This window comes from Actinoallomurus spadix (assembly GCF_024055725.1).
Lineage (GTDB): Bacteria > Actinomycetota > Actinomycetes > Streptosporangiales > Streptosporangiaceae > Actinoallomurus > Actinoallomurus spadix.
In genome coordinates, this window is sequence record NZ_JAMXMX010000010.1 from 185807 (window position 1) to 204396 (window position 18590).

General features: G+C 66.5%; 22 protein-coding genes. 13 read left to right on the forward strand and 9 right to left on the reverse strand.

What is annotated here, in order from left to right:
* Positions 1-65: 65 nt before the first annotated feature.
* The 4 genes from NE235_RS17420 to NE235_RS17435 form a co-directional block, all read right to left on the reverse strand.
* On the reverse strand, positions 66-416 hold the full coding sequence (locus NE235_RS17420) for a type II toxin-antitoxin system RelE family toxin (RefSeq protein WP_252804081.1): 351 nt from the start codon (positions 414-416) through the stop codon (positions 66-68).
* A gap of 6 nt (positions 417-422) precedes the next feature.
* On the reverse strand, positions 423-884 hold the full coding sequence (locus tag NE235_RS17425; protein WP_252804083.1) for a hypothetical protein: 462 nt from the start codon (positions 882-884) through the stop codon (positions 423-425).
* Positions 885-1001: 117 nt separating this feature from the next.
* Positions 1002-1709, reverse strand: coding sequence for a choice-of-anchor P family protein (locus NE235_RS17430; protein ID WP_252804085.1), 708 nt, complete (start codon positions 1707-1709; stop codon positions 1002-1004).
* A gap of 107 nt (positions 1710-1816) precedes the next feature.
* Positions 1817-2329, reverse strand: coding sequence for an FBP domain-containing protein (locus NE235_RS17435; RefSeq protein WP_252804087.1), 513 nt, complete (start codon positions 2327-2329; stop codon positions 1817-1819).
* Positions 2330-2490: 161 nt separating this feature from the next.
* On the opposite strand from NE235_RS17435, the gene NE235_RS17440 reads away from it, so the two are divergent.
* Positions 2491-2841 (forward strand): VOC family protein, encoded by a 351-nt coding sequence (locus NE235_RS17440; RefSeq protein ID WP_252804089.1) that lies wholly within the window; start codon positions 2491-2493, stop codon positions 2839-2841.
* A gap of 31 nt (positions 2842-2872) precedes the next feature.
* On the forward strand, positions 2873-3310 hold the full coding sequence (locus NE235_RS17445) for an MBL fold metallo-hydrolase (RefSeq protein WP_252804090.1): 438 nt from the start codon (positions 2873-2875) through the stop codon (positions 3308-3310).
* A 21-nt stretch (positions 3311-3331) separates the two neighbouring features.
* On the opposite strand, the gene NE235_RS17450 is transcribed toward NE235_RS17445, so the two are convergent.
* The gene (locus NE235_RS17450; protein ID WP_252804091.1) at positions 3332-3961 is read right to left on the reverse strand and encodes a GNAT family N-acetyltransferase; all 630 of its coding nucleotides are present in this window, start codon (positions 3959-3961) and stop codon (positions 3332-3334) included.
* A gap of 151 nt (positions 3962-4112) precedes the next feature.
* Here NE235_RS17450 and NE235_RS17455 point away from each other — a divergent pair, with 151 nt between their 5' ends.
* The 5 genes from NE235_RS17455 (at position 4113) to NE235_RS17475 (ending at position 7984) form a co-directional block, all read left to right on the forward strand.
* A complete protein-coding gene (locus NE235_RS17455; RefSeq protein ID WP_252804092.1) occupies positions 4113-5339 on the forward strand; it encodes an MFS transporter in 1227 nt (408 codons plus the stop codon).
* 18 nt (positions 5340-5357) lie between these two features.
* Entirely contained in the window at positions 5358-5879 is a 522-nt protein-coding gene (locus tag NE235_RS17460) for a UTRA domain-containing protein (protein WP_252804306.1), read from the forward strand.
* A 147-nt stretch (positions 5880-6026) separates the two neighbouring features.
* Positions 6027-6701: a C39 family peptidase gene (locus tag NE235_RS17465; RefSeq protein ID WP_252804094.1), complete on the forward strand. Its 675-nt coding sequence runs from the start codon at positions 6027-6029 to the stop codon at positions 6699-6701.
* Between the two features lie 197 nt (positions 6702-6898).
* A complete protein-coding gene (locus NE235_RS17470) occupies positions 6899-7426 on the forward strand; it encodes a hypothetical protein (protein WP_252804097.1) in 528 nt (175 codons plus the stop codon).
* Positions 7427-7504: 78 nt separating this feature from the next.
* Entirely contained in the window at positions 7505-7984 is a 480-nt protein-coding gene (locus NE235_RS17475; RefSeq protein ID WP_252804099.1) for a GlcG/HbpS family heme-binding protein, read from the forward strand.
* Positions 7985-8109: 125 nt separating this feature from the next.
* On the opposite strand, the gene NE235_RS17480 is transcribed toward NE235_RS17475, so the two are convergent.
* The 3 genes from NE235_RS17480 to NE235_RS17490 form a co-directional block, all read right to left on the reverse strand.
* Positions 8110-9183: a hypothetical protein gene (locus NE235_RS17480; RefSeq protein WP_252804101.1), complete on the reverse strand. Its 1074-nt coding sequence runs from the start codon at positions 9181-9183 to the stop codon at positions 8110-8112.
* A complete protein-coding gene (locus NE235_RS17485) occupies positions 9183-9761 on the reverse strand; it encodes an RNA polymerase sigma factor (protein ID WP_252804103.1) in 579 nt (192 codons plus the stop codon). The genes NE235_RS17480 and NE235_RS17485 overlap by 1 nt, the downstream gene beginning before the upstream one ends.
* A gap of 245 nt (positions 9762-10006) precedes the next feature.
* A complete protein-coding gene (locus tag NE235_RS17490; RefSeq protein ID WP_252804105.1) occupies positions 10007-10207 on the reverse strand; it encodes a hypothetical protein in 201 nt (66 codons plus the stop codon).
* A gap of 159 nt (positions 10208-10366) precedes the next feature.
* Between NE235_RS17490 and NE235_RS17495 the strand changes: the two genes are divergently transcribed.
* Complete coding sequence (locus NE235_RS17495; protein ID WP_252804107.1) at positions 10367-10783, forward strand: hypothetical protein; 417 nt, start codon at positions 10367-10369, stop codon at positions 10781-10783.
* Between the two features lie 258 nt (positions 10784-11041).
* On the opposite strand, the gene NE235_RS17500 is transcribed toward NE235_RS17495, so the two are convergent.
* Positions 11042-11458 carry a hypothetical protein gene (locus NE235_RS17500; RefSeq protein WP_252804109.1) on the reverse strand — a complete coding sequence of 139 codons (417 nt, stop codon included), beginning with the start codon at positions 11456-11458 and terminating at the stop codon, positions 11042-11044.
* 848 nt (positions 11459-12306) lie between these two features.
* Between NE235_RS17500 and NE235_RS17505 the strand changes: the two genes are divergently transcribed.
* From NE235_RS17505 to NE235_RS17525, 5 genes are all read left to right on the forward strand, one after another.
* Entirely contained in the window at positions 12307-12594 is a 288-nt protein-coding gene (locus tag NE235_RS17505) for a putative quinol monooxygenase (RefSeq protein WP_252804111.1), read from the forward strand.
* A gap of 849 nt (positions 12595-13443) precedes the next feature.
* Positions 13444-14418 carry a DUF1259 domain-containing protein gene (locus NE235_RS17510; RefSeq protein ID WP_252804113.1) on the forward strand — a complete coding sequence of 325 codons (975 nt, stop codon included), beginning with the start codon at positions 13444-13446 and terminating at the stop codon, positions 14416-14418.
* A gap of 911 nt (positions 14419-15329) precedes the next feature.
* Positions 15330-16772, forward strand: a complete 1443-nt coding sequence (locus NE235_RS17515) for a ParB/Srx family N-terminal domain-containing protein (protein WP_252804115.1) — start codon at positions 15330-15332, stop codon at positions 16770-16772.
* Position 16773: 1 nt separating this feature from the next.
* Positions 16774-17637: a DNA adenine methylase gene (locus tag NE235_RS17520; protein WP_252804117.1), complete on the forward strand. Its 864-nt coding sequence runs from the start codon at positions 16774-16776 to the stop codon at positions 17635-17637.
* Between the two features lie 93 nt (positions 17638-17730).
* Positions 17731-18576, forward strand: a complete 846-nt coding sequence (locus NE235_RS17525) for a helix-turn-helix domain-containing protein (protein ID WP_252804120.1) — start codon at positions 17731-17733, stop codon at positions 18574-18576.
* The last annotated feature ends 14 nt before the right edge of the window (positions 18577-18590 follow it).

An 18590-nucleotide genomic window follows, 5' to 3' on the forward strand; every position in this document is an offset into this window, starting at 1 on the left:
GAGGCGCTGCCTGGACACCGCGTAGTAGGACAGCGGGGCTTTGAGACAGGCTCTAGCGTCCAGCCTCACTCGGTCTTCTTCGGATGCCCGCAGGAGGCGGTGATCACCCATACGGTCCGCTTCTCGTCATCGACCAGGTAGAAGATGCGCCCACCGCCGGTGACCTCGATCTGCCACTGCTCGAGCGGGCGACCTTCGAACTGGTGGGTGGCGAGCTCACCGCGAAGACGCTTGTGTCGATGGTCTTCGACCGGCCGCGGATTCGACCGCATGAGCTCAAAGGCTTCACGGGTGTTCTTCGGCGCTTGCTTCGCGAGCTCGGGCCAGCCCTTCGCCGCTTCGCTCGTGCCGAACCGAACGTCCCATTCCCGGCCGATCGGCGGAGGAGCAACCGGGTCCTTACGCTTCGGGCTCATCGAACCTCAAAGGACCGAGACAGGACCGTAGTCGGTGCCGTCCAGAGGCTCGGTGAGCCTGGCACGCAACTCCGGGTCCGCGTGAATCCTGGCAGTGCTCCGCCACGCCTCGACCACGGTCTCCAGCGGAGCGAGCGTGTCCAGTTCCGCACAGGCGTTCGCCGTTTCCACCAGCTCGACCAGGAACGCCCGCACGTCTTCGGTCGGCAGGAACTTCACCCAGGGGAACGCCTCCGGCAGCACCATGAGCAGAGCCCGCGCCCCCTCGTCCTGTTTCACCAGTGAGACGAACAGACGGGTCGTCACGCTCATGGCCGCAGCGGCAGCCTCCGCACGGTCGGCCGTCTCCAGAACGAGATCTTCTCCGTCACGGCGCACGAGTCGCAGTTGCTGCGCCTCGTCCAGCTTGGCGACCGTCTTGCCAGGCTGCTGAATGAGCTGTGAGAAGGGAACCTTGGTGGTACTCACCTCTCTAGAGTAACCGACCTTTGAACTACTTCAAAGGTCTTCGCGCAGCGGCCCGTGGAGCGCTCTCGTGAGGAGGCCCGTGCACTGGTCTCCTCACGAGGGCTCCGTACGGCAGGGTCAGCCGGTGACGGGCAGGTCGCCGGTGACGGGGGTGGGCTTGGGCGCCTGGCCGGGCGGCGCGGAGATGGGGCTGCCGGTCGCGGTCGGGGTGGGCGTCGGCTTCGGGCCGCCGGGCGGCTGGGTGGGCGGCTTCTCGCCGGTGGCGGAGCAGGTGGCGGAGGAGACGCTGAGGGTCTGGGTCCGGCCGGCTCCGAGGGGGAGGGTGACCTGGATGGCGGTGACGGTAAGGGAGCCGTCGGCGTTGCGGGTCTGTTTGTTGAGGACGACGGACGCGGTGCCGAGTCCCTGGACGGGGATGCTGAGGGCGCTGTTGGGCGCGGCGTCGGCGGCGAGGCGGTGCCCGGCGAGGCTCGCCTTGGCCAGGTGGGATCTGGCCGTCCCGTTGTCGCAGGTGGCGGTGACCAGGTGGGCGGTGAGGGCGGCCTTGGCGACGCGCAGGTCGGTGACGCTGGCCCGGGCGAAGGCGGGTTTGGTGGTGACGTGCAGGACCTTAACGTCGATGAGGGGGTTGGCCGGCAGGTGCAGCAGGCTCTTGTCGGCGGTGCCGGCGACGGCCGGGGTGGCGGGGATGGCGACCAGGCCACCGGCGGCCAGGCCGTAGGCCGACCCGGTCCCGGTGGTGGCCGAGGCCGTACCGGCCAGGGCGAGGGGCGCGGCCAGCGCACCGGCGATGGCCGTGACGGCGGAAAGACGCTTCAAGCGCACAGGTGTCCACTCCTTTGGGGGGCTCTCGGCGAGCAGGTACTTCCGCCCGCCAATACGCATGGAGGGGAGCCGAGGTTGCACGCTTCCTGAAAAGAATTTCCTGCGACTTAAGCGGACAGCCGTTCCTCGGCGACCTGGTCCAGGAAGGTGTTCAGGTTGCCCCGCATCCGGTCCACCTGCTCCTCGAGGGTGAGCGACTCGGTGTACCGGGTGGCCAGGGGATTCTTCTTCTTGCCGCGTACGTACAGCGGACAGGCCAGGTCGCCGCAGATGTACGTGCCCACCGTGTTGCCGTCGCGCCCGGCGGCGCCCGCGCGCCGCGCGACGAAGAGGGAGACCCCCGACCCCGCGTGGGAGGTCAGGCAGACCGAACAGACCGTCGTCTTGACCATGCTCCTGCGGACCTCGGCCGAGACGCGCAGCGAGACCCCGATCAGCCCGTCGCCGCGCTCCGCGACCAGATAGCCGCGGTCCGGCGCTCCCGGATCTCGCCAGCCGAGGAAGTCCAGGTCGTCCCAGGGCAGGTCGGCCAGGCCCCGAGGCAGGTGCAGCTTGCGCGCCTCGCCCTTGGAGCAGTTGATGAAGGACGCCCGGATCTCGTTCTCCCCGATCGGTTTCATGCGCCGTACCGTAGTGCCCGGATTGGGGGGCTGTCGCCTCATTTAACCGGCTCCTTGGTTCCCTGACCTGCCGTTCTGGGCGTCGCCGGGCCGTGGGCGCCCCTGCGCGACCGGCCGCCGTGGCGCACGGAACGTCGGGGGCGAGGCGTACGGTTCCGCGCATGTACACGATCGACTTCGTCGAGTTCCCCTCCGACTCCGCCCCCGCTTCCGGCCGGTTCTTCGAGGACGCGTTCGGCTGGCGCACCACCGCGTACGGCCCCGACTACGTCGACGTGCAGGGCGGCGGTGTCGCGCTGGGCTTCCAGGCGGATCCGGCCGAACGGCCGGGTGCGCCCCTGGTGACCATCCGCACCGACGACCTCGACGCCGCGCGGCGGGCCGTCGAGGCCGCGGGCGGAGTCGTCACCGTCGAGCCGTTCGGCTTCCCGGGCGGCCGGCGCTTCCACTTCCGCGAGCCGGGAGGGTGCGAGCTGGCCGTTTATTGCCCGACCGTGGCTCCCGGCTCCTGATCATCGGGGCGTCGGCAGCCGCATCGGCCCGTTGACGGTCGCCCCCGTCCCCTCGCTGGACTGGCGCGGTGACGGCTCCGACCAGGTCGCCTGGGTCGTGGAGGGCGCCGGCCGGCGGATCATCCATTGCGGCGACACCATGTGGCACGGCGACTGGTGGCGGATCGCCCGCGAGCACGGCCCGTTCGACGTGGCGTTCGTCCCCGTCAACGGGGGGATCGCCCGCTTCGAGGGCTACGAGGCGAACGTACCCGTCACCATGACGCCGGAGCAGGCGGTCGAGGCCGCCGCCGTGCTCGGCGCGGCCACCGTCTGCGCCGTGCACTACGGGCTCTTCAACAACCCGCCGGCCTACGTCGAACAGCCTGACATCGAACGGCGCTTCCGCCGAGCCGCCGAGGCCCGCGGCGTCACGGTGATCCTCGCCGGCGACGGCGAACCCGTCGCCGTCCCGTCCGCGCGCCGCTGACCTGCGCGGCGGGCCGGTCGATCAGCGTTCGGGCAGGGTGGGGTGGGGTTCCGGGGAGACGTCGTCGACCATGGCGCTGGTGATGGCCCAGCGTTCGTGGTCTCGCCAGGCGCCATCGATGAACAGGAGCTCGGGCGAGCAACCCTCGTGGCGGAAGCCAGCCCGCCGGACCAGGGCGATGGAGGCGTGGTTGCCGGGCTGGATCTGGGCCTCCAGCCGATGCAGCCGCAACTCCGTGAAGGCGTGCCGCACGACCAGGCGCAGGCCTGCGGTCAGGTACCCCTGCCCGGCGGTCGGGGCGAAGGCGGCGTAGGCCAGTGAGCCGTTCTGGAAGCGGCCCCGGATGATGCTGTTGATGTTGACGATGCCGGCGATGGCCCCGGTGCCGCGCAGGCAGATCAGCAGTGACTCCTCGTCGGGCCGTGCGTACCGGTCGACGTAGGCCTCGAACTCCTGCGGGGTCGCGGGCAGCCTGACCCATGGGTGGTGCAGTTCCCTGCTCGCGGCCACCAGTTCGAGGAATTCGTCCTGGTCACCTGGGGCGAGCGGCCGGAGGGTCACTCTGTCGGCCCCGTCCGCCCCCCGGCCGGGCGGAATCGCCGCGCCCGCCGCGCCCGTCTTCCCGCCCTCGGCTCCGTCGTCGTCGTTCATGATCCGCACGGTAGCGGTCTCGGGCCAGGGCGGGCCGCCCGGAGCGGCGTACGGCGACTTGAGGCCGTTGTCGCATGGGTATTGCTATTGCGAGATACTTGCAACAAGCTGGACGGGTTCGTACCGGCCGCTCGAAAGGCGGAGCCACGCCATGCCCCACCTGCTGCCAGAGACCGGACCGCAGCGCGTCATCGCCGCCTCGAACCTCGTCAACACCATCGGCAGCGGCGTCTACCTGACCGCCGGGGTGCTGTACTTCACCGAGGCGGCTCACCTCCCGGCGGCCCAGGTGGGCCTCGGGCTCGGTGTCGCCGGGCTCGTCTCGCTCGTCGCGGGCGTCGTCGTCGGCCACCTCGCCGACCGCCACGGAGCACGCGGCGTCTACGCGGCCACACTCGTCGTCCGGGGTCTGGCGACGGCCGGTTTCCTCCTGGCGGACGGCTTCTGGCCGTTCGTGCTCGCGGTGTGCGCGGCGACCGGGGCGCACGCGGCCGGCCAGGCCGCCCGCAGTCCGATCATCAGATGTCACGGAGGGGACCGGCCCCAGCAGTTCCGCGCCCACCTCCGCGCCGTGACCAACATCGGCGTCTCCCTCGGTGCCCTGCTCGCGGGCTGGGCCGTCCAGACGGGCACCCCCACCGCGTACGGGCTTCTCGTCGCCGGCAACGCGATCTCCTTCGTGGCCTCCGCGGCGCTCCTCGCGCTCCTTCCGCCGGTCACGCCCCGGCCCGCCACCGGCGGCCCTCGCTGGATCGCCCTGCGGGACCGGCCCTACCTGCTGGTCACCGCTCTCGACGGCATCATGGCCATCCAGTTCAAGGTGCTCACCGTGGCCATCCCGCTCTGGCTGGTCCAGGCCACGACCGCACCGCGCTGGCTGATCTCCGGCACGATGCTGACCAACACCGTCATCGTCATCGCGTTCCAGGTGAGAGCGGGCCGCCGCGTCGACTCCCCGGCCGCCGGAGGGAGCGCCTACCGCCGTTCCGGGGGGGCCTTCCTCCTGTCCTGCGTCCTGATCTCCCTCGCCGCCGGGGTCCCGCCGTGGACGGCGGTGACACTGCTCATCGCCGCCGTCGTGATCCACACGGTGGGCGAGCTGTGGCACTCCGCCGCCGGCTTCGAGGTGTCCTTCGCCCTGGCCCCCGACCACGCCACCGGGCAGTACCTGGGCGTCTTCGGCCTCGGAGCCGGGCTCGCCGAGGCCCTCGGCCCGAGCCTGCTCATCTCACTCTGCGTCGCCTGGGGCCGCCCCGGCTGGTACGTCGTGGGAGCGCTGTTCACCCTCACCGGCCTGGCGGCTCCCCTCGCCGTCCGCCGGGCGCAGCGCCCCCTGGGAATCCGATCCGCCCACCTCGAACCCGCGGCGACCGCCTGAGGTGGTTGGGTGGTCGTCATGCCAGAGCAGGAGGACACGCGGATGGACGAACCGGAGCGGACCCGGCCGATCCGTACACTGCTGGACCGCGCCGAGGCCGACGACCCAGGCCAGGTGACGTACGTCGAACAACGCCCCGCCCGTACCGGCGTCGCGCGGTTGCTCGACGTCGCCGAAGGCGCGCCCCTGGTCCTCCGGCAACGCGTGGCCCTCCAGGACGGCGTCCCCGCCGAGTTCGTCAGCCTGTGGCTGGACCCCGAAATCGCCCGCGCCACCGGACTGGACACCCAGACTCCCGTCACGACGAGCGTCCGGGAGCTCATCGAATCGGCCACCGGGCGGCGGTTCGGCCGCGTCGCCGCGCACCTCACCGCCCGGCGGCCGACCAGCGCGGAGGTCAAGACGCTGGGCCTCGCGAGGAACATGCCGGTCCTGGGCGTCCTCGCGACGGTCACCGACACACAGGGGCGCCCTGTTCTGGTGGTCGACCTGGCCCTCCCCGGTGAACTGTACGAACTGACCGACGCATACCCGCTCTGACGGCGACCGACCGCCGTACCCGGCCGGCATATGGCGTGCGGTCTGCACCGACCCGCCCGCATCGGTCCCCGGCCCCAATGGACCTCCTCCGAATTGGTCCCACGGGCCCCGACGCCGTCCGACACCAGGCCGACATACTCCCCGACTATGGCCAGTTCCCCCCGAATCGCAGCGCTCGCCGGTGCAGCCGCCCTCACCGTGCCGCTGCTCGCGGCAGCGCCCGCCCACGCCGCGCCCATCGCCCCGACCCGCACGGCCCCGGCCGCCTCGGTCGCCGCCCCGGCCCAGGTCGGTGTCGCAGCGACCAAGTCCGTCTCCATCAAGGTCCAGGAGCAGCAGAAGTACTACTGGTGCGCACCCGCCGCCGGACGCGCCCTGCTCTCCCGCCTCATCAGCAAAGGACTGCCCAGCCAGAGCAAACTCGCCGGCTGGATGGGCACCAAGCCCCCGAACGGCACGTCCACCAACGGAATCCGTATCGGCCTGCGCAAGGCCCTGCCGACCTACGGCTCGGGGAGCTACGACGTGGTCACGGTGAGCCCCGGGCCGCAGAACGCGTTCTACGGCAGCGTCGAGTCCGCGGTCGGTACCAAGAAGGTCGTCATCATGTACCGGGTCCTCGTCGGCTACAAGCCGTGGGGCAGCCAGTACAACGACAAGGCCGGGCACGTGATGGTCGTCCGCGGCTACACGACGGGCTCCAGCCCGAAGATCCTCTGGTGGGACCCGGCCGACAACACGTACCACACCGCGTCTCTGGCCAAGTCCTGGGCCAGCGTCAAGAAGGGCGGCCACGTCGGCACGGTCGCCGCCAAGAGCTGACCGCCTCCGGTGTCTCCAGCCACGGCATGAAGGCCCAGGTACGAAGCGGTTACCGGACCTTGGCCTACGAAGGCCGAAGCCGACGCCGAGCATCCGCGTAGTTCGTTCGCCGTTGCGCTCGTGGGGACCGCCACAGCCACGCGAGCGGGTGGCGGCCTGCCACCGGTACGATTCGCGCGACGGTGATCCCCGCGGCGATGGGAGCGGATCGCGTGGGTGTGCTGTTCGACTACTTCCGGGCACCGGACGGGGAGACGGCGCTTCGGCTACTTGATCGAGGGAATGGCGTGCCGGCCGGCCCGGCGACGATCGGTACGGGCGTCGATGCGCTCGACGCGAAAGGCATCGATCCTTTCGTCATCCTCGGCCGGCTGGTCGGCCTGATCCTCGCCGTGCCCTCGAGCGTCGATCTGGTGAGGACCGCCGGCGTGTGGCCACCGGAGGAGACGAAGCCGAGGTCGCTCGAAGAGATGAACCGGCTGCCCGAGGACTCCCCGTGGAACACCGGCCCCTGGCTGGAAGAACTCGACGACCGAATCCGTGACGCGTTCGCCGAGGCCGACGATTACGCCCTGCCGTGGATCGCCGATCGGTGGGCTCGGATCGAGGAGTTCGACGGTCACATGGACGCGACGTTCGCTCTCGGCATCATCGAGGACTTCGTGGCCCTGGCCCGTCGCGCTCGCCGGGCGGACGACCGGCTCTACTGCTGGATGTGCCTGTGAGCCGATGCGCTCATGTGGCGGCCTGACACCTGAGCGTCATGACCGATCACCCCGCAGCCGGAGGCGCAGGCGGCTGCTTTGACCACCGGGACCTCCGCCGTTAATTTCGTGATCATGTCTGGTACTCCGCGCCTTCCCGGGTTGACGTTGGCCGACGCGGATCGACTGGTGCAGGCTGCGCTGGAGGTCGGCGCGGAGCGCGGTTTCCCTCCGCTGGCCGTGGCCGTGGTCGACGTCACCGGAGCACCGATCGTCCTACGGCGAGGCGATGGCGGCATGCCCATGACCAGCCGAATCGCCGTGGCCAAGGCCCGTACCGCGCTGCTCGCGTTGAAACCCTCCGGCCAGATCGACCTGCCCGGCGGAATCGTCGACAGCATCCAGCACCTGTACGGCGGCGACTTCGTCCCGTGGGCGGGCGGTGTCCTGATCACCGACGGTGAAGTGATCCTCGGCGCCGTCGGCGCATCCGGTGCCCATGCGCGCGAAGACGAAGAAGCCGTACAGACGGCCGTGCAGCGATGGCGGGAGAATCGGTCCGCGGCCGACCAGACGTGACACGGGACGCTGGCGCACATCTTCGCGAGCACAAGAAGTAGCGCGGCGGCATTCCTCTCGATCACGGCACAGGTGTACGGGCCGCCCGGCGGCCGGGCGGCCCGTACGTTCTCACCGGCCGCGGGTCAGAACTTGCCGGCCTTGATGTCGGCGAACCTCACCCGGGAGGTGTGGATGTAGTCGGTCTTCGCCGACTTGCCCGGATCTTTGCTGACCTCGGCGATGGGAGCGCCCGTCTTGGCGTTGATGATGAGCGACCAGGCGTACCCCGGGTTGGACTTCGGCCACGTGTCCGTCAGTGTGAGCGTGGGCTGGCCGGCGTTGGTGGTCTTCGTGACCTTGACGTTCGGCATCGACGCCACGATGCGGAGTACACCGGCCCGGACCTGGGGGTTCTCCGGCGCCGCGAGCAAAGCGCTGGTGCAGTTCAACCAGATGTGATTGTCGGTCCGTTCCTTCTCCTGCACGGGGGTCAGCGGCTTCGGAGGCACGTACTTCTTGCCCTTCGCCGTGGCGATGGCCTTGAGCTTCTCGGGCATGGCGTCAATCGGGTGCGTGCCCGGGGTGAGGTTGGCGACGGCCATCTGCGCGCGCGCGGCGCCGACGTCGCCCTTCACGGCGGAGAGCGCCGCCGCGATGGCGCGCTTGTACTCGCCCTCATCCTCGTGCGCCGGGTCCTTAGCCCGCTTGACCAGGGTCTTCTTGTCGACCGCCCAGTAATGGGTGCCGTCGTCGGTGAAGAGCTCGACCCCGTGATCGCCCACCGCGTCACTGGTCGGCGACTGGTTACGGATCTCCAGCGTCGCGTCGCCCGGCTTGGCCTGCAGGGGCGTGATGTCCGCGGCCAGACTGACCAGGATCGGGTTCCCCCCTGCCGACACCGCACCCGCCGAGTGACCGCCGCTCGCCGACGTGGTGTGGCTCGGCGTCGAGGTGGAGGTGACGACCAGCGCCACCGCCGCGGCCGCGGCCAGTCCGGCGGCTCCGAAGCCCACCGTACGACGCGTGCTCCACCGGGCCCGCCGGTGAGAAGCGGTCTTGATCTCCGTCACGTTGTCGTCCTTCGTCATCGTGTTGGTCTCCGTCATCTCTTCGACGGCCATCGCCGCCTGCAGCACGGCCCTCGCCTCGTCAAAGGCGGCCGGCCGCACCCGCTCGGTGTCCTTCAGGCGCTTCAGCAGGTCCATCTCGTCAACCATCAGTTGGCCTCCCTCACCGCGTTGTGATCCATCAGCAACGCGACCATCCCGGGCGCGTTCCGCAACGCCATGCGGGCCTCGTGCAGGCGGCGGCGCGCCGTTCCCGACGGCATGCCGAGGACCCGCCCCGCGTCGGCGATGGTCAGGTCCTCCCAGGCGACCAGGGTCAAGATCTCTCGTTGCTGTCGATTCAGCAGTGCCAGGGCTCGCCGCAGCACCGACTCGCCGTCGACGCGGTTGTCCACGGCGGCCCACGGATCCCAGCCGGGCGCCACCACCGTCATGTCGGCCACCGGCTCCTCGGCCGGACGGGATCGCCAGTGGCGCCGGAGCGTGTTGTGCGCCACGCCGATCAGCCACGGGCGGGCGTCAGGGACCGCGCGGTCGTAGTTCGCCCGGGACTTGAAGGCCGCGACCCATACCTCCGCGAGCAGGTCCTCGGCCGACTCCCGGCCGACCCGTCGCGAGAGGTAGGCGCCGACCGCCCGCTCATGACGCCGGACGACCTCGACGAAGGCGTCCTGATCGCCGTCGAGTGACCGGGCGATCAACTCCGCATCATCCGGATCAGATGTCATGACCCTCCTCGCGTCCGGTTTGCCGTACATCCAGGGATTGCCAACTGATGCGGCAAAGCGTTCAGTGCTGGTCAGGACCATGAGCGCCGAGACCTGCGGTCGTCAGTACGACCAGAAGTCTCGGCAGAGAATGACGGCGGCATCACGCGGAGCAGCCAACGCAGGCCGCGTCGGGAAGCAGGGCCCGGATCCGAGTGTGGCGCCTCAGCCCCGTCGGCCGGTGGGCGAACGCTTCAATCGACACGTCAATGCGCGGAGATCGGCCACCGCCGGCGTCGGCGTTCGGTGACGACGGTGACGGCGGCCGGCAGGGTCACGGGGACCGCCGCCCAGAAAGGCCAGGCGAGCCACGAGGAGCCGGCCAGGGCCCATGGGGTGGCCACCCACGCGATGAGTTCCGTCGCGAAGCGCAGGAAGGACGCGGCCCGGTCATCGGGTCGCCCCAAGGCCGTTCCCGTACCGGCAGCGTTGATCATCCGTCGATGCTGTCACGGCGTGGGGCCGGCTTCCAGAGAGGCAGCCTCCGCCTCCGCTGAATATCGGCTCGGTCGGCACGTTCGCAGGCAGCTCTAAACTCGACCGGTCAATGCGGAGAGGTGAACAGCGTGACCAAGCGGTTGCGAAAGCTGTACGCGGATGGCCGAGAATTCGTGTGGACGAGCCAGATCCATCACGTCACCGGCACCGACTGCCACAAATGCACCCGCCTGCGCGTTTGGGGCGCCGGGAAGAACAGCCGTGTGCTCCAGGCGGATCTGGTTTCGAAGGCCGTCCTGCCGTGGGGCTGCGCGACCGATGGCAGCCACCCGACCCCGAAGGACGTGCGAACGGTCATCGACTACGCCCTGACACACGGTTGGGATCCTGACCTCCCCCGCGGGACGTTCCTCCTGACCGAGAGTGAGCACGCTTCGGCGTTCGAACTGCCCGGCTTCCTGCTCACCGATCGCCTCAGAGACGAGGGAGCGCCGGACCCGACCCCGCGGGTATTCCGCGCCTTCGACGAGAACCCGGGACGCTGACCCCGGCCCCCTGGTCGGACTTTTCGCGGTCGTCGGCTCTACCGGACACGCTCAGACTCAGCGGACCTCAACAGCGGCTGCTTGGACGAAGTCCTCAACGCGCTGCGCCGTACGCTCACCGTGCTCCGTGAGCTCTGCCGAGTCTTCGGCACGGTGAATCCCGGCCACCGCGTCGATGCACGCGTCGGCGAGGTCGACCACTCGTGCCTCGGCTCGAACAGGTCGGAGGTCATACTCAAGCCGCGTAGTTCACTGTCGTCAATCGATCCATCGGGCGGCGGCCTCATAGGTGGTGGCCGGGGTGCTGTTGAACGCGATGGCCGCATCGGGTGCGTGCCGCCGCACCAGGTTGATCACCTGCTCGAGGAGTTCGACCTGATCGTCCGAGTGCCGAAGGCCACCGCCGATGGTGACGCACTCCCACGGCCGGGCTCGCAGCGCATTCCCGACGACCGCTTTTACATCGTCCCGTCCATCGAGACCGATCAGGCAGGTCTCGACGCCCACGCCCTGGTCAGCGAACTTGGCCAGTCCCGCCTCGAACGCCTTGACCACCGGCTCGGGATCCCACGGTCCGGGCACCCGATACGGATCAAGCCCGATGACGAGGACGCGCGGTGATCCAGTGGTGTCCATGCCTGAACGATACGCGTCGAAGGTCGGACAGTTGATCAACGCGGGACGACCGCGAGTGGCCGTTCATGGCTCTTGATAGCCCGTTGATGCACGGTGGGAAACCGACCGTGTGGATCGAACGATCCTCGTTCAACTCCTGGGCACTCCCTGGGCAGCCGCCTAGACATATTCGACCAGATTCGAACTCCTTGCTGCCGATTCAATGGTGCGCCAGCATCCCAATTGACGACCCGCCGAGCCGCGCCCGTGCCAGTTGGTGGCATAAGGCGCCCGTCTCAAGGAGGAATCAGGTGCGAATCCGAACCACTCTGGCCGGTGTTGCCGTGGGAGCCTCGATGATTCTGCCGGTCGGTCTCATCGGTGCTTCGCCGGCGTCTGCTGCAACGAACGCGAAGCCTGCTAGTGCGCGCTCCGCCGCCGCTTCATGTACCACATGGCATGACAAGAACACTTACGGGGTAAATTGCACAGGCAGCGGGCGCTGGTACGAGGCGGTAGGAGTGTGCAACGACGGAGGAACTGTCTGGGGCGACACCAACTACTCTGGCTGGGCTTACGCATACTGTTATGCCGACGGCGGGCTGGATCACGGATACTGGCGCTGGGTGTCGATTTCGTAAGTGCTTGCCTTCTGAATCGGACCGCCGTGGCCGCGCTTACACCGGCTGGACCACGACGGTCCGGTGACTCGTTTCCTACCCGGCTTCCACCTCAGCTACGGACTGTCCTCGTGGCATGCGCGGTGTCGGGCCATCTTCGAGCCAGAGAGCCCCCGCCGGAGGCGTTGTAACAGGTCCCTGCGGTGCGATGAGCGGGGGCTGTACCGATGAGTTCGTTGGTGCCGTGCGGTCTGTCCTATCAAGTGTCAGAACTCGGAAGGGGACACCATGGTGATCGTCGCCGGACAGATCTTCGTCAACCCGGCCCAGCGAGAGCGCTACCTCGCTGATTGCGTCAGCGTCGTCGAGCAGGCACGCCGCGCAGAGGGGTGCCTCGATTTCTCGATCACTGCCGACCTTCTCGAGCCAGGACGGATCAACGTCTTCGAACGTTGGGAGACTCAGGAGGCCGTCCAGACCTTTCGCCGCAGCGGCCCAAGCGAAGAGCAGGACGCGATGATACTCGCACCATCCGTATCCGAGTACGACGTCGCGGATGTCCGCTCACTGACCTGACGCTCTCCCCAGAAGTCGCCAGCGGCCCATGCCGCCGAACGGCACCATCCGGATCGGCAGAGGATGGCTGTCGTGAGGTAGGCCGCCCGGCCGGCACGGCCGGAGGGACCGGCGCCTACGCCGCCTCCCGCCCCCGCAGGGCGTGCCGGAGCGGGAGGACTGCGGCGGCGCGCAGTGCCGCCGCCGTGACGTCCGCGTTGAGGAAGCCCGTAGGGTTGAGGAGCACGGGCGACGACCAAACCACCGGTGTCGGCGACCTAATTGCCCGGTGGCCGATCACCGCCCCTAGCAAGATCAAAGCCCAGGTCGGGAATCTCATCCCTGGCCTGGGCTTTCTTCGGTGGAGCGGGTGACGGGAATCGAACCCGCGCTACCAGCTTGGGAATCGTCTGGTTCCGGGCCGTCATGGGCGCTGACCTGCTCGTCCGAATGATCGTGAGTGCCCGCTGTTGACCCTTGATCACCGGGGCTAATGGCCCGCTAATGGCCCGACCGGAGCACGCGGCCTACGCGACGGCTTGGTCCACCGACCTCATCTTTATCAGTTCGATCATGGTCCAGGTGATCAAGCTCTGCCCGCCATAGCGCTGTCTCCCCATGATTGCGATCATCTGTGTCCGTCTGCCGGTGTTGCCGTCACCGTTGCCGTCACTGCCGTCAGCGCACTCGGCTCCGGAGGGCGGCGCGCGTCTTGGATCTCGCTGGTCCACCTGGGTCGCAGCCCTTCAGCGAACAGAACGGTCAAGGCCGCACCTGCGGCCGATGAGTCAGGTCCAGTCGCGGTTACAAATCGTGTTCGGGCGGGGACAGCGATAGATGCACGGTGATGCTAGAGCCTGAGGACGATGAATGCTTCCTGTGATGCGCTTGGTGGTGGGGATGGTCCTGGTGCTCACGGCTGGCTGCTCATCCTCTGGGGGTGAGGCACGGATCGCCGCCCGGCCCGGCTCCATCCAACGCGACGCCGATCCAGTCCCGTCGTTGTCGGCCAGCGACGATGCCGGATGGAGCGGCGTGGCGCATGCTTTGGGCCGGTCTGGGAAGTTGTCGACGGACAAGAAGGTCTACCGGGTCTCGTTGCCGCGCTCGGACCTGAAGGTGACCTCCTACGGGGTGAGCATCAAGCCGGGCCTCGCCCTCGGAGGCTATGCCGCTTTCACTCGCTACCCCGACGGCATGACCTTGATGATGGGTGATCTCGTGGTCACCGAGCCGGAGCTGCAGAAGGTCACCGACGCTTTGCAACGCCAGGGAATCGAGCAGACGGCGGTGCACAAGCACCTGCTGGCCCATCAACCTGAGGTGTGGTGGGCCCACGTTCACGCAACCGGACGCGACGCAGCGGCTATCGCTCGCTCGCTCCGAGCCGCTCTGGATGTCACGGCCACGCCACCGGCCCCGGCAGCCTCAAGCCCTGCCCCGGCACCGCAGATCGACACCGCCGCTATCGACCGGGTCATGGGAACCAAGGGCACCAACGACGGCGGCATCTACAAGTTCACCTTTGAACGCACCAGCCCGGTCACCGAGCACGGCCGCGTCATCCCGCCCGGAATGGGCGTGACCACCGCGCTCAACTTCCAGTCCACAGGTGGCGGGAAAGCCGCCATCAACGGCGACTTCGCTATGACCGCCGATGAAGTCCAACACGTCATCCAAGCCCTGCGCTCCGGCGGTATCAGCATCGTGGAACTCCACAACCATGCCTTGCATGACGAGCCCCGCCTGTTCTACATGCACTTTTGGGCCAACAACGATGCTGTCGAACTCGCCAAGACCCTGCACAAGGCCGTCACGCAGCAAGCCGTCACCCCGGCAGCCTAAGACGCCTCCGCCACACGGAGTGCGGTCGTAGCCCGAGATCGGCAGGGCGTCTCAACGCCACAGGACCCCTCGCCTGGTCATCCCCTCCGCCGTCGTCCCACCCGGCGGGGAGCGGGCCAGGCCCTACCGGTGAAGGTGGAGCGCCCCACCGGACGAACGACCTTCGCCGGTAGGGCCTGGTCTGCTCGGCTTGTCCTGGGACGTCGGCGGAGGGGATGACCAGGCTTCCACCTCAACCACTGACTACCTTCACCGATGCGCCCCGCCTCCTCCATCCCCGAGCCTGAGTGCCCCCGCCGGAGGCACTTGGCAGCCCCCCGTGACCTGGTGAGCGGGGCGGCCTGCCAATCGCCGTAGGCGACCCGGAGGGCGAACGAAGTGAGTTGGCCGGCGGTTCTGCGGCCGTCCCGTGAGAACGGTTCGGAACCGGTGACGCTGGAAGGAATCCGCGGTTGGGTTTTCGTTCGTCGAGGCCGTCCGATCGGCACGGCCGGAGGGACCGGCGCCCACGCCGCACGCCCGTAGGGCGTGCCGGAGCGGGCGGCCTGCGGCGGCGCTTGCGCCGCCGCCTTGATCCAATACAGCGAAATTCCGCAAAGACCGCGACCAGCGTACGACATCAGCTAGGAGGCCACCCCTCCGAAGGCCGGCCGCTTCCAAGCTATCCATACCTCCCTCCCCTATGCCTTCAGGTGCTGGATGGCGTTCGCTTGCGTCCTTCCAGGCAGCTCAATAGTCCACTTATATTGCGGTCGGTCAATTACTCCTATTACGGACATCACGCTGCGTCGCAGCGGCTAACGACCCGGATGGATACAGTGTCAACCGAGAGGCGAGGACCACGGATCTCAAGGGCGTATGGGATCTATCGTGTTGACATTGCCCCTACCGACGCATGCATACTGTGGTACGTGGAATACAAAGCGTTGCCCCTCAAGCGACTACTCCTTGACCCTCTGAATCCGCGGCATGACCCCATGTCCGGTCAGCAGGACGCGATGCATGCGTTGTTGGGCGACAAGGGTGGGCAACAGCTGCTCCGGCTTGCCGAAGATATAGCAGAACACGGCCCAAGCCCTATCGAGCTTCCACTAGTGATACCCCAAGATCGATTTTATGTCGTCGTTGAGGGGAATCGCCGCATTGCCGCGATGAAGCTCCTCCAGGATCCGACTCTCGCTCGTGGGTCCAATATTGAGAACTCGGTCCTCGAAATAAGTAAGACTTCCCAGGACCTCACCGAGGTAACTTGCGTTGTCGCGGAAAACCGCGCTGAGGCGCGCCGGTGGATCGAATTGAGACACAACGGCAGCCAGCAAGGGGTCGGCGTAGTTGGTTGGAGCCCCGAGATGCAGGTCCGATTCACCGGAATATATACCGGTCAAAGGGGTCGCGCTCTAAGGCTGACCGATGCGCTTGATGCCGCGTTCGCAACAGACCAGGTGATGAAGGGATTGCTACAGAGCGTGAAGTCGGCCAAGCTCACCACGCTTGGACGGCTTGTTAGCGATCCCGATTTTCGGTCTCTCGCGGGAATCGAGATGAGAGGCGACACCCTTACAAGCCTCCGCCCTCTTACAACTATGAGAGAGTTCTGGCTGAAGATTTTCGGCGATCTCGCCAGCAATCTAACGGTCTCGTCTCTCAAGAACAAAGAGCAGCGGGCCGCATACATGTCTACGATAAGTTCACTAGTTCCCGAAACTGCGAGTGAGAATTTTCTCCCCGCTCAGGCTTCGACCCCCGAAGGTGATCCAGCTCAGGGACAGCTTTCACTTACACCCGCGGATCAAAATGAAAGTGAGCCAGGACAGGCACAGATAGGGGATGATACCCGCACGCCGGCAACTTCCAGCCACGGCGGGTCGCCATCACGGCCGTCGCAACCTATTCAGGGAACAAACACGCGGACACAGAGCCAGAGAGCGCGCCCGATGAAGCTCTTCCACGGCCTGAGGCTGCTTCACGTCGGGCCTAAGGCAAAAGACGTTCTCCGCGAAGCGCAGCGTATAGATATTACTCAGTTCCCGAACGCAGGGGCGGCGCTCGTTCGAATACTAGTTGAGCTCGTAGTAGGCGAAACTGTGGAACGCCTCGGATGGGAGGCACGGCCCGAGCTGAGAGATCGGATCAACGCGTGTCTCACCAAGCTTGACCCAACTAACAAATCAGACCGGTACCTTTCAGTCCGTAGAGCGCTCAGCGATCGAGATAACCCGTTTTCGATGAGATCAATGCAGGGATATCTGCACAATGCAAAATTGCCTGCCGACCCCCTTAGCTTGCGCGCGCTGTCTGAAACTTATGCTACGCTCCTAGGCGATCTCGACACTCGACTAGGAAGTACAGCCTAGCTTGCGCTACTTTTACATAAGTCCGCTTCGGTATCCGGGCGGCAAGGCTGCGCTTGCAGATTTCTTCGGCGAAGTCATGGCTTCTCAGACCTCTCGCCCGAAGACTTTTGTCGAACCCTTCGCCGGAGGAGCTGGTGCAGCCCTGCGCCTTCTCTACACCGGTCGCGCCGATCGACTCGTCATCAACGACGCACATCCTGGAATCGCAGCTTTTTGGCGATGCGTCTTTGAGCATACCAGTGAGCTCATTGAAGAGATAAAAAGATGCGAGCTGTCAATTGATGCATGGCATCATTACCGTGCCGTGTATCAGAATACGTCGTCATCCGATTTGGACTTGGGTTTTGCTACGCTTTACTTGAATCGCACCAATCGCTCAGGGATTCTGGAAGCTCGCCCAATCGGAGGTCTTCAACAGTCCGGCAAGTGGAAGATAGATGCTCGCTTCAATCGAACTGACCTCATTGAGAGGATCCGAATATTGGGCCAGTATCGCGATCAAGTTAGAGTGGAGCAGCAAGATGCACTTGATCTTCTTGAATCCATCCCTACACGCGATACTTTTTTCTATGTCGATCCGCCCTATCTCGGTCAAGGCGACGAACTATATCTGAACACCTTGACGTGGACTGACCATCTTCGATTGGCGCAAATACTCCGCCGTCGCCACCGACGATGGGTCGTAACTTACGATGCCGATCCGCGGATAACGTCTACCCTGTATAGAGGTATGCGCTGCGCCGAGTTCTCAATAAAGCACACAGCAGCGAAACAGCAAATCGGCACCGAGTATGCCGTGTTTTCTTCCAAGCTCGTCGTAGACAAGCTTGACTTGCTAAGCCGCGGCTTCGCCACCTGGCTCTGATAGGCTCGGCTGGTTCGGCGAACGCGGTGTAAGACTAGAGTTTGTTTTCTGTTCGAGCCTCGCGTAGGCCGCGTATCGTGTAAACCGTCGATTATGCATGAGCTTCGGCAACAGGTACTACGGGAGTTCGGGAAACGCGTTCGGTTCCTGCGAAGTCAGGTCGGACTGACCGGCGCGCAGTTGGCCAATCGTGCTGGAATCACTCAGCCCACCGTCTCCAAGATTGAAACAGGCCAGATGCTTCCGAGCACTGAGGTGACTGAACGGCTGGCTGAAGCCCTCGGTGTCGGCGATGACGGCCGCAACGAGTTGTTCGCGCTTCTCCGCCGCGTCGACACGGACATAGCGAACCTCCGGCAGATGCCCGCCGGACCGGTCACCCGCCAGGAGCTAGTCAGCGCTCGTGAGCATCGATCGACCATCCTCGAGTGTTTCCAATCCGCGATCGTGCCGAGTCTTCTACAGACAGCGGAGTACGCGCGCCGGGCGTTGCGTGCAGCCCCGTTGGAAGATGAGGACGTCGCACGCACGGTTGCTGTGCGTATCGAGCGCCAAGACGTGCTGTACCAACCCGGCCGACGGTTCTCCTTCGTGCTAACCGAAGGCGCGCTACGGACCTGTCCTGGTTCGCCAGATGTCATGCGAGCACAGCTGGCGAAGATTCTGGACGTCGCGACGTTGGAGAACGTCTCGGTGGGTGTCGTGCCATGGTTTGCGGCCGTGTCGACGCTCCCATTGCACGGTTTCGCCCTCTATGACCAGTCGGCTGTCACCGTTGAGACCTTCAGCAACGAGTTCCTCTTGGAGGATGAGCACGAGGTCGCTATCTATCGGCAGACCTTCGCCGCCTTCCGCGAAGTCGGGCTCTTCGGGGAACGGATGCGGGAGCTTGTGTCCCAAATCGCCCAGGATTACGACGACTGGCCCAACAGAAGTTAGAGGCATAATGCCTC

Bases quoted from the DNA above. Each gene is read 5' to 3' on its own strand.
- NE235_RS17420 (WP_252804081.1), bottom strand. From the start codon at position 416: ATGAGCCCGAAGCGTAAGGACCCGGTTGCTCCTCCGCCGATCGGCCGG.
- NE235_RS17435 (WP_252804087.1), bottom strand. From the start codon at position 2,329: ATGAAACCGATCGGGGAGAACGAGATCCGGGCGTCCTTCATCAACTGC.
- NE235_RS17440 (WP_252804089.1), top strand. From the start codon at position 2,491: ATGTACACGATCGACTTCGTCGAGTTCCCCTCCGACTCCGCCCCCGCT.
- NE235_RS17450 (WP_252804091.1), bottom strand. From the start codon at position 3,961: ATGAACGACGACGACGGAGCCGAGGGCGGGAAGACGGGCGCGGCGGGC.
- NE235_RS17455 (WP_252804092.1), top strand. From the start codon at position 4,113: ATGCCCCACCTGCTGCCAGAGACCGGACCGCAGCGCGTCATCGCCGCC.
- NE235_RS17460 (WP_252804306.1), top strand. From the start codon at position 5,358: ATGCCAGAGCAGGAGGACACGCGGATGGACGAACCGGAGCGGACCCGG.
- NE235_RS17465 (WP_252804094.1), top strand. From the start codon at position 6,027: ATGGCCAGTTCCCCCCGAATCGCAGCGCTCGCCGGTGCAGCCGCCCTC.
- NE235_RS17470 (WP_252804097.1), top strand. From the start codon at position 6,899: ATGGGAGCGGATCGCGTGGGTGTGCTGTTCGACTACTTCCGGGCACCG.
- NE235_RS17480 (WP_252804101.1), bottom strand. From the start codon at position 9,183: ATGGTTGACGAGATGGACCTGCTGAAGCGCCTGAAGGACACCGAGCGG.
- NE235_RS17485 (WP_252804103.1), bottom strand. From the start codon at position 9,761: ATGACATCTGATCCGGATGATGCGGAGTTGATCGCCCGGTCACTCGAC.
- NE235_RS17505 (WP_252804111.1), top strand. From the start codon at position 12,307: ATGGTGATCGTCGCCGGACAGATCTTCGTCAACCCGGCCCAGCGAGAG.
- NE235_RS17510 (WP_252804113.1), top strand. From the start codon at position 13,444: ATGCTTCCTGTGATGCGCTTGGTGGTGGGGATGGTCCTGGTGCTCACG.
- NE235_RS17525 (WP_252804120.1), top strand. From the start codon at position 17,731: ATGCATGAGCTTCGGCAACAGGTACTACGGGAGTTCGGGAAACGCGTT.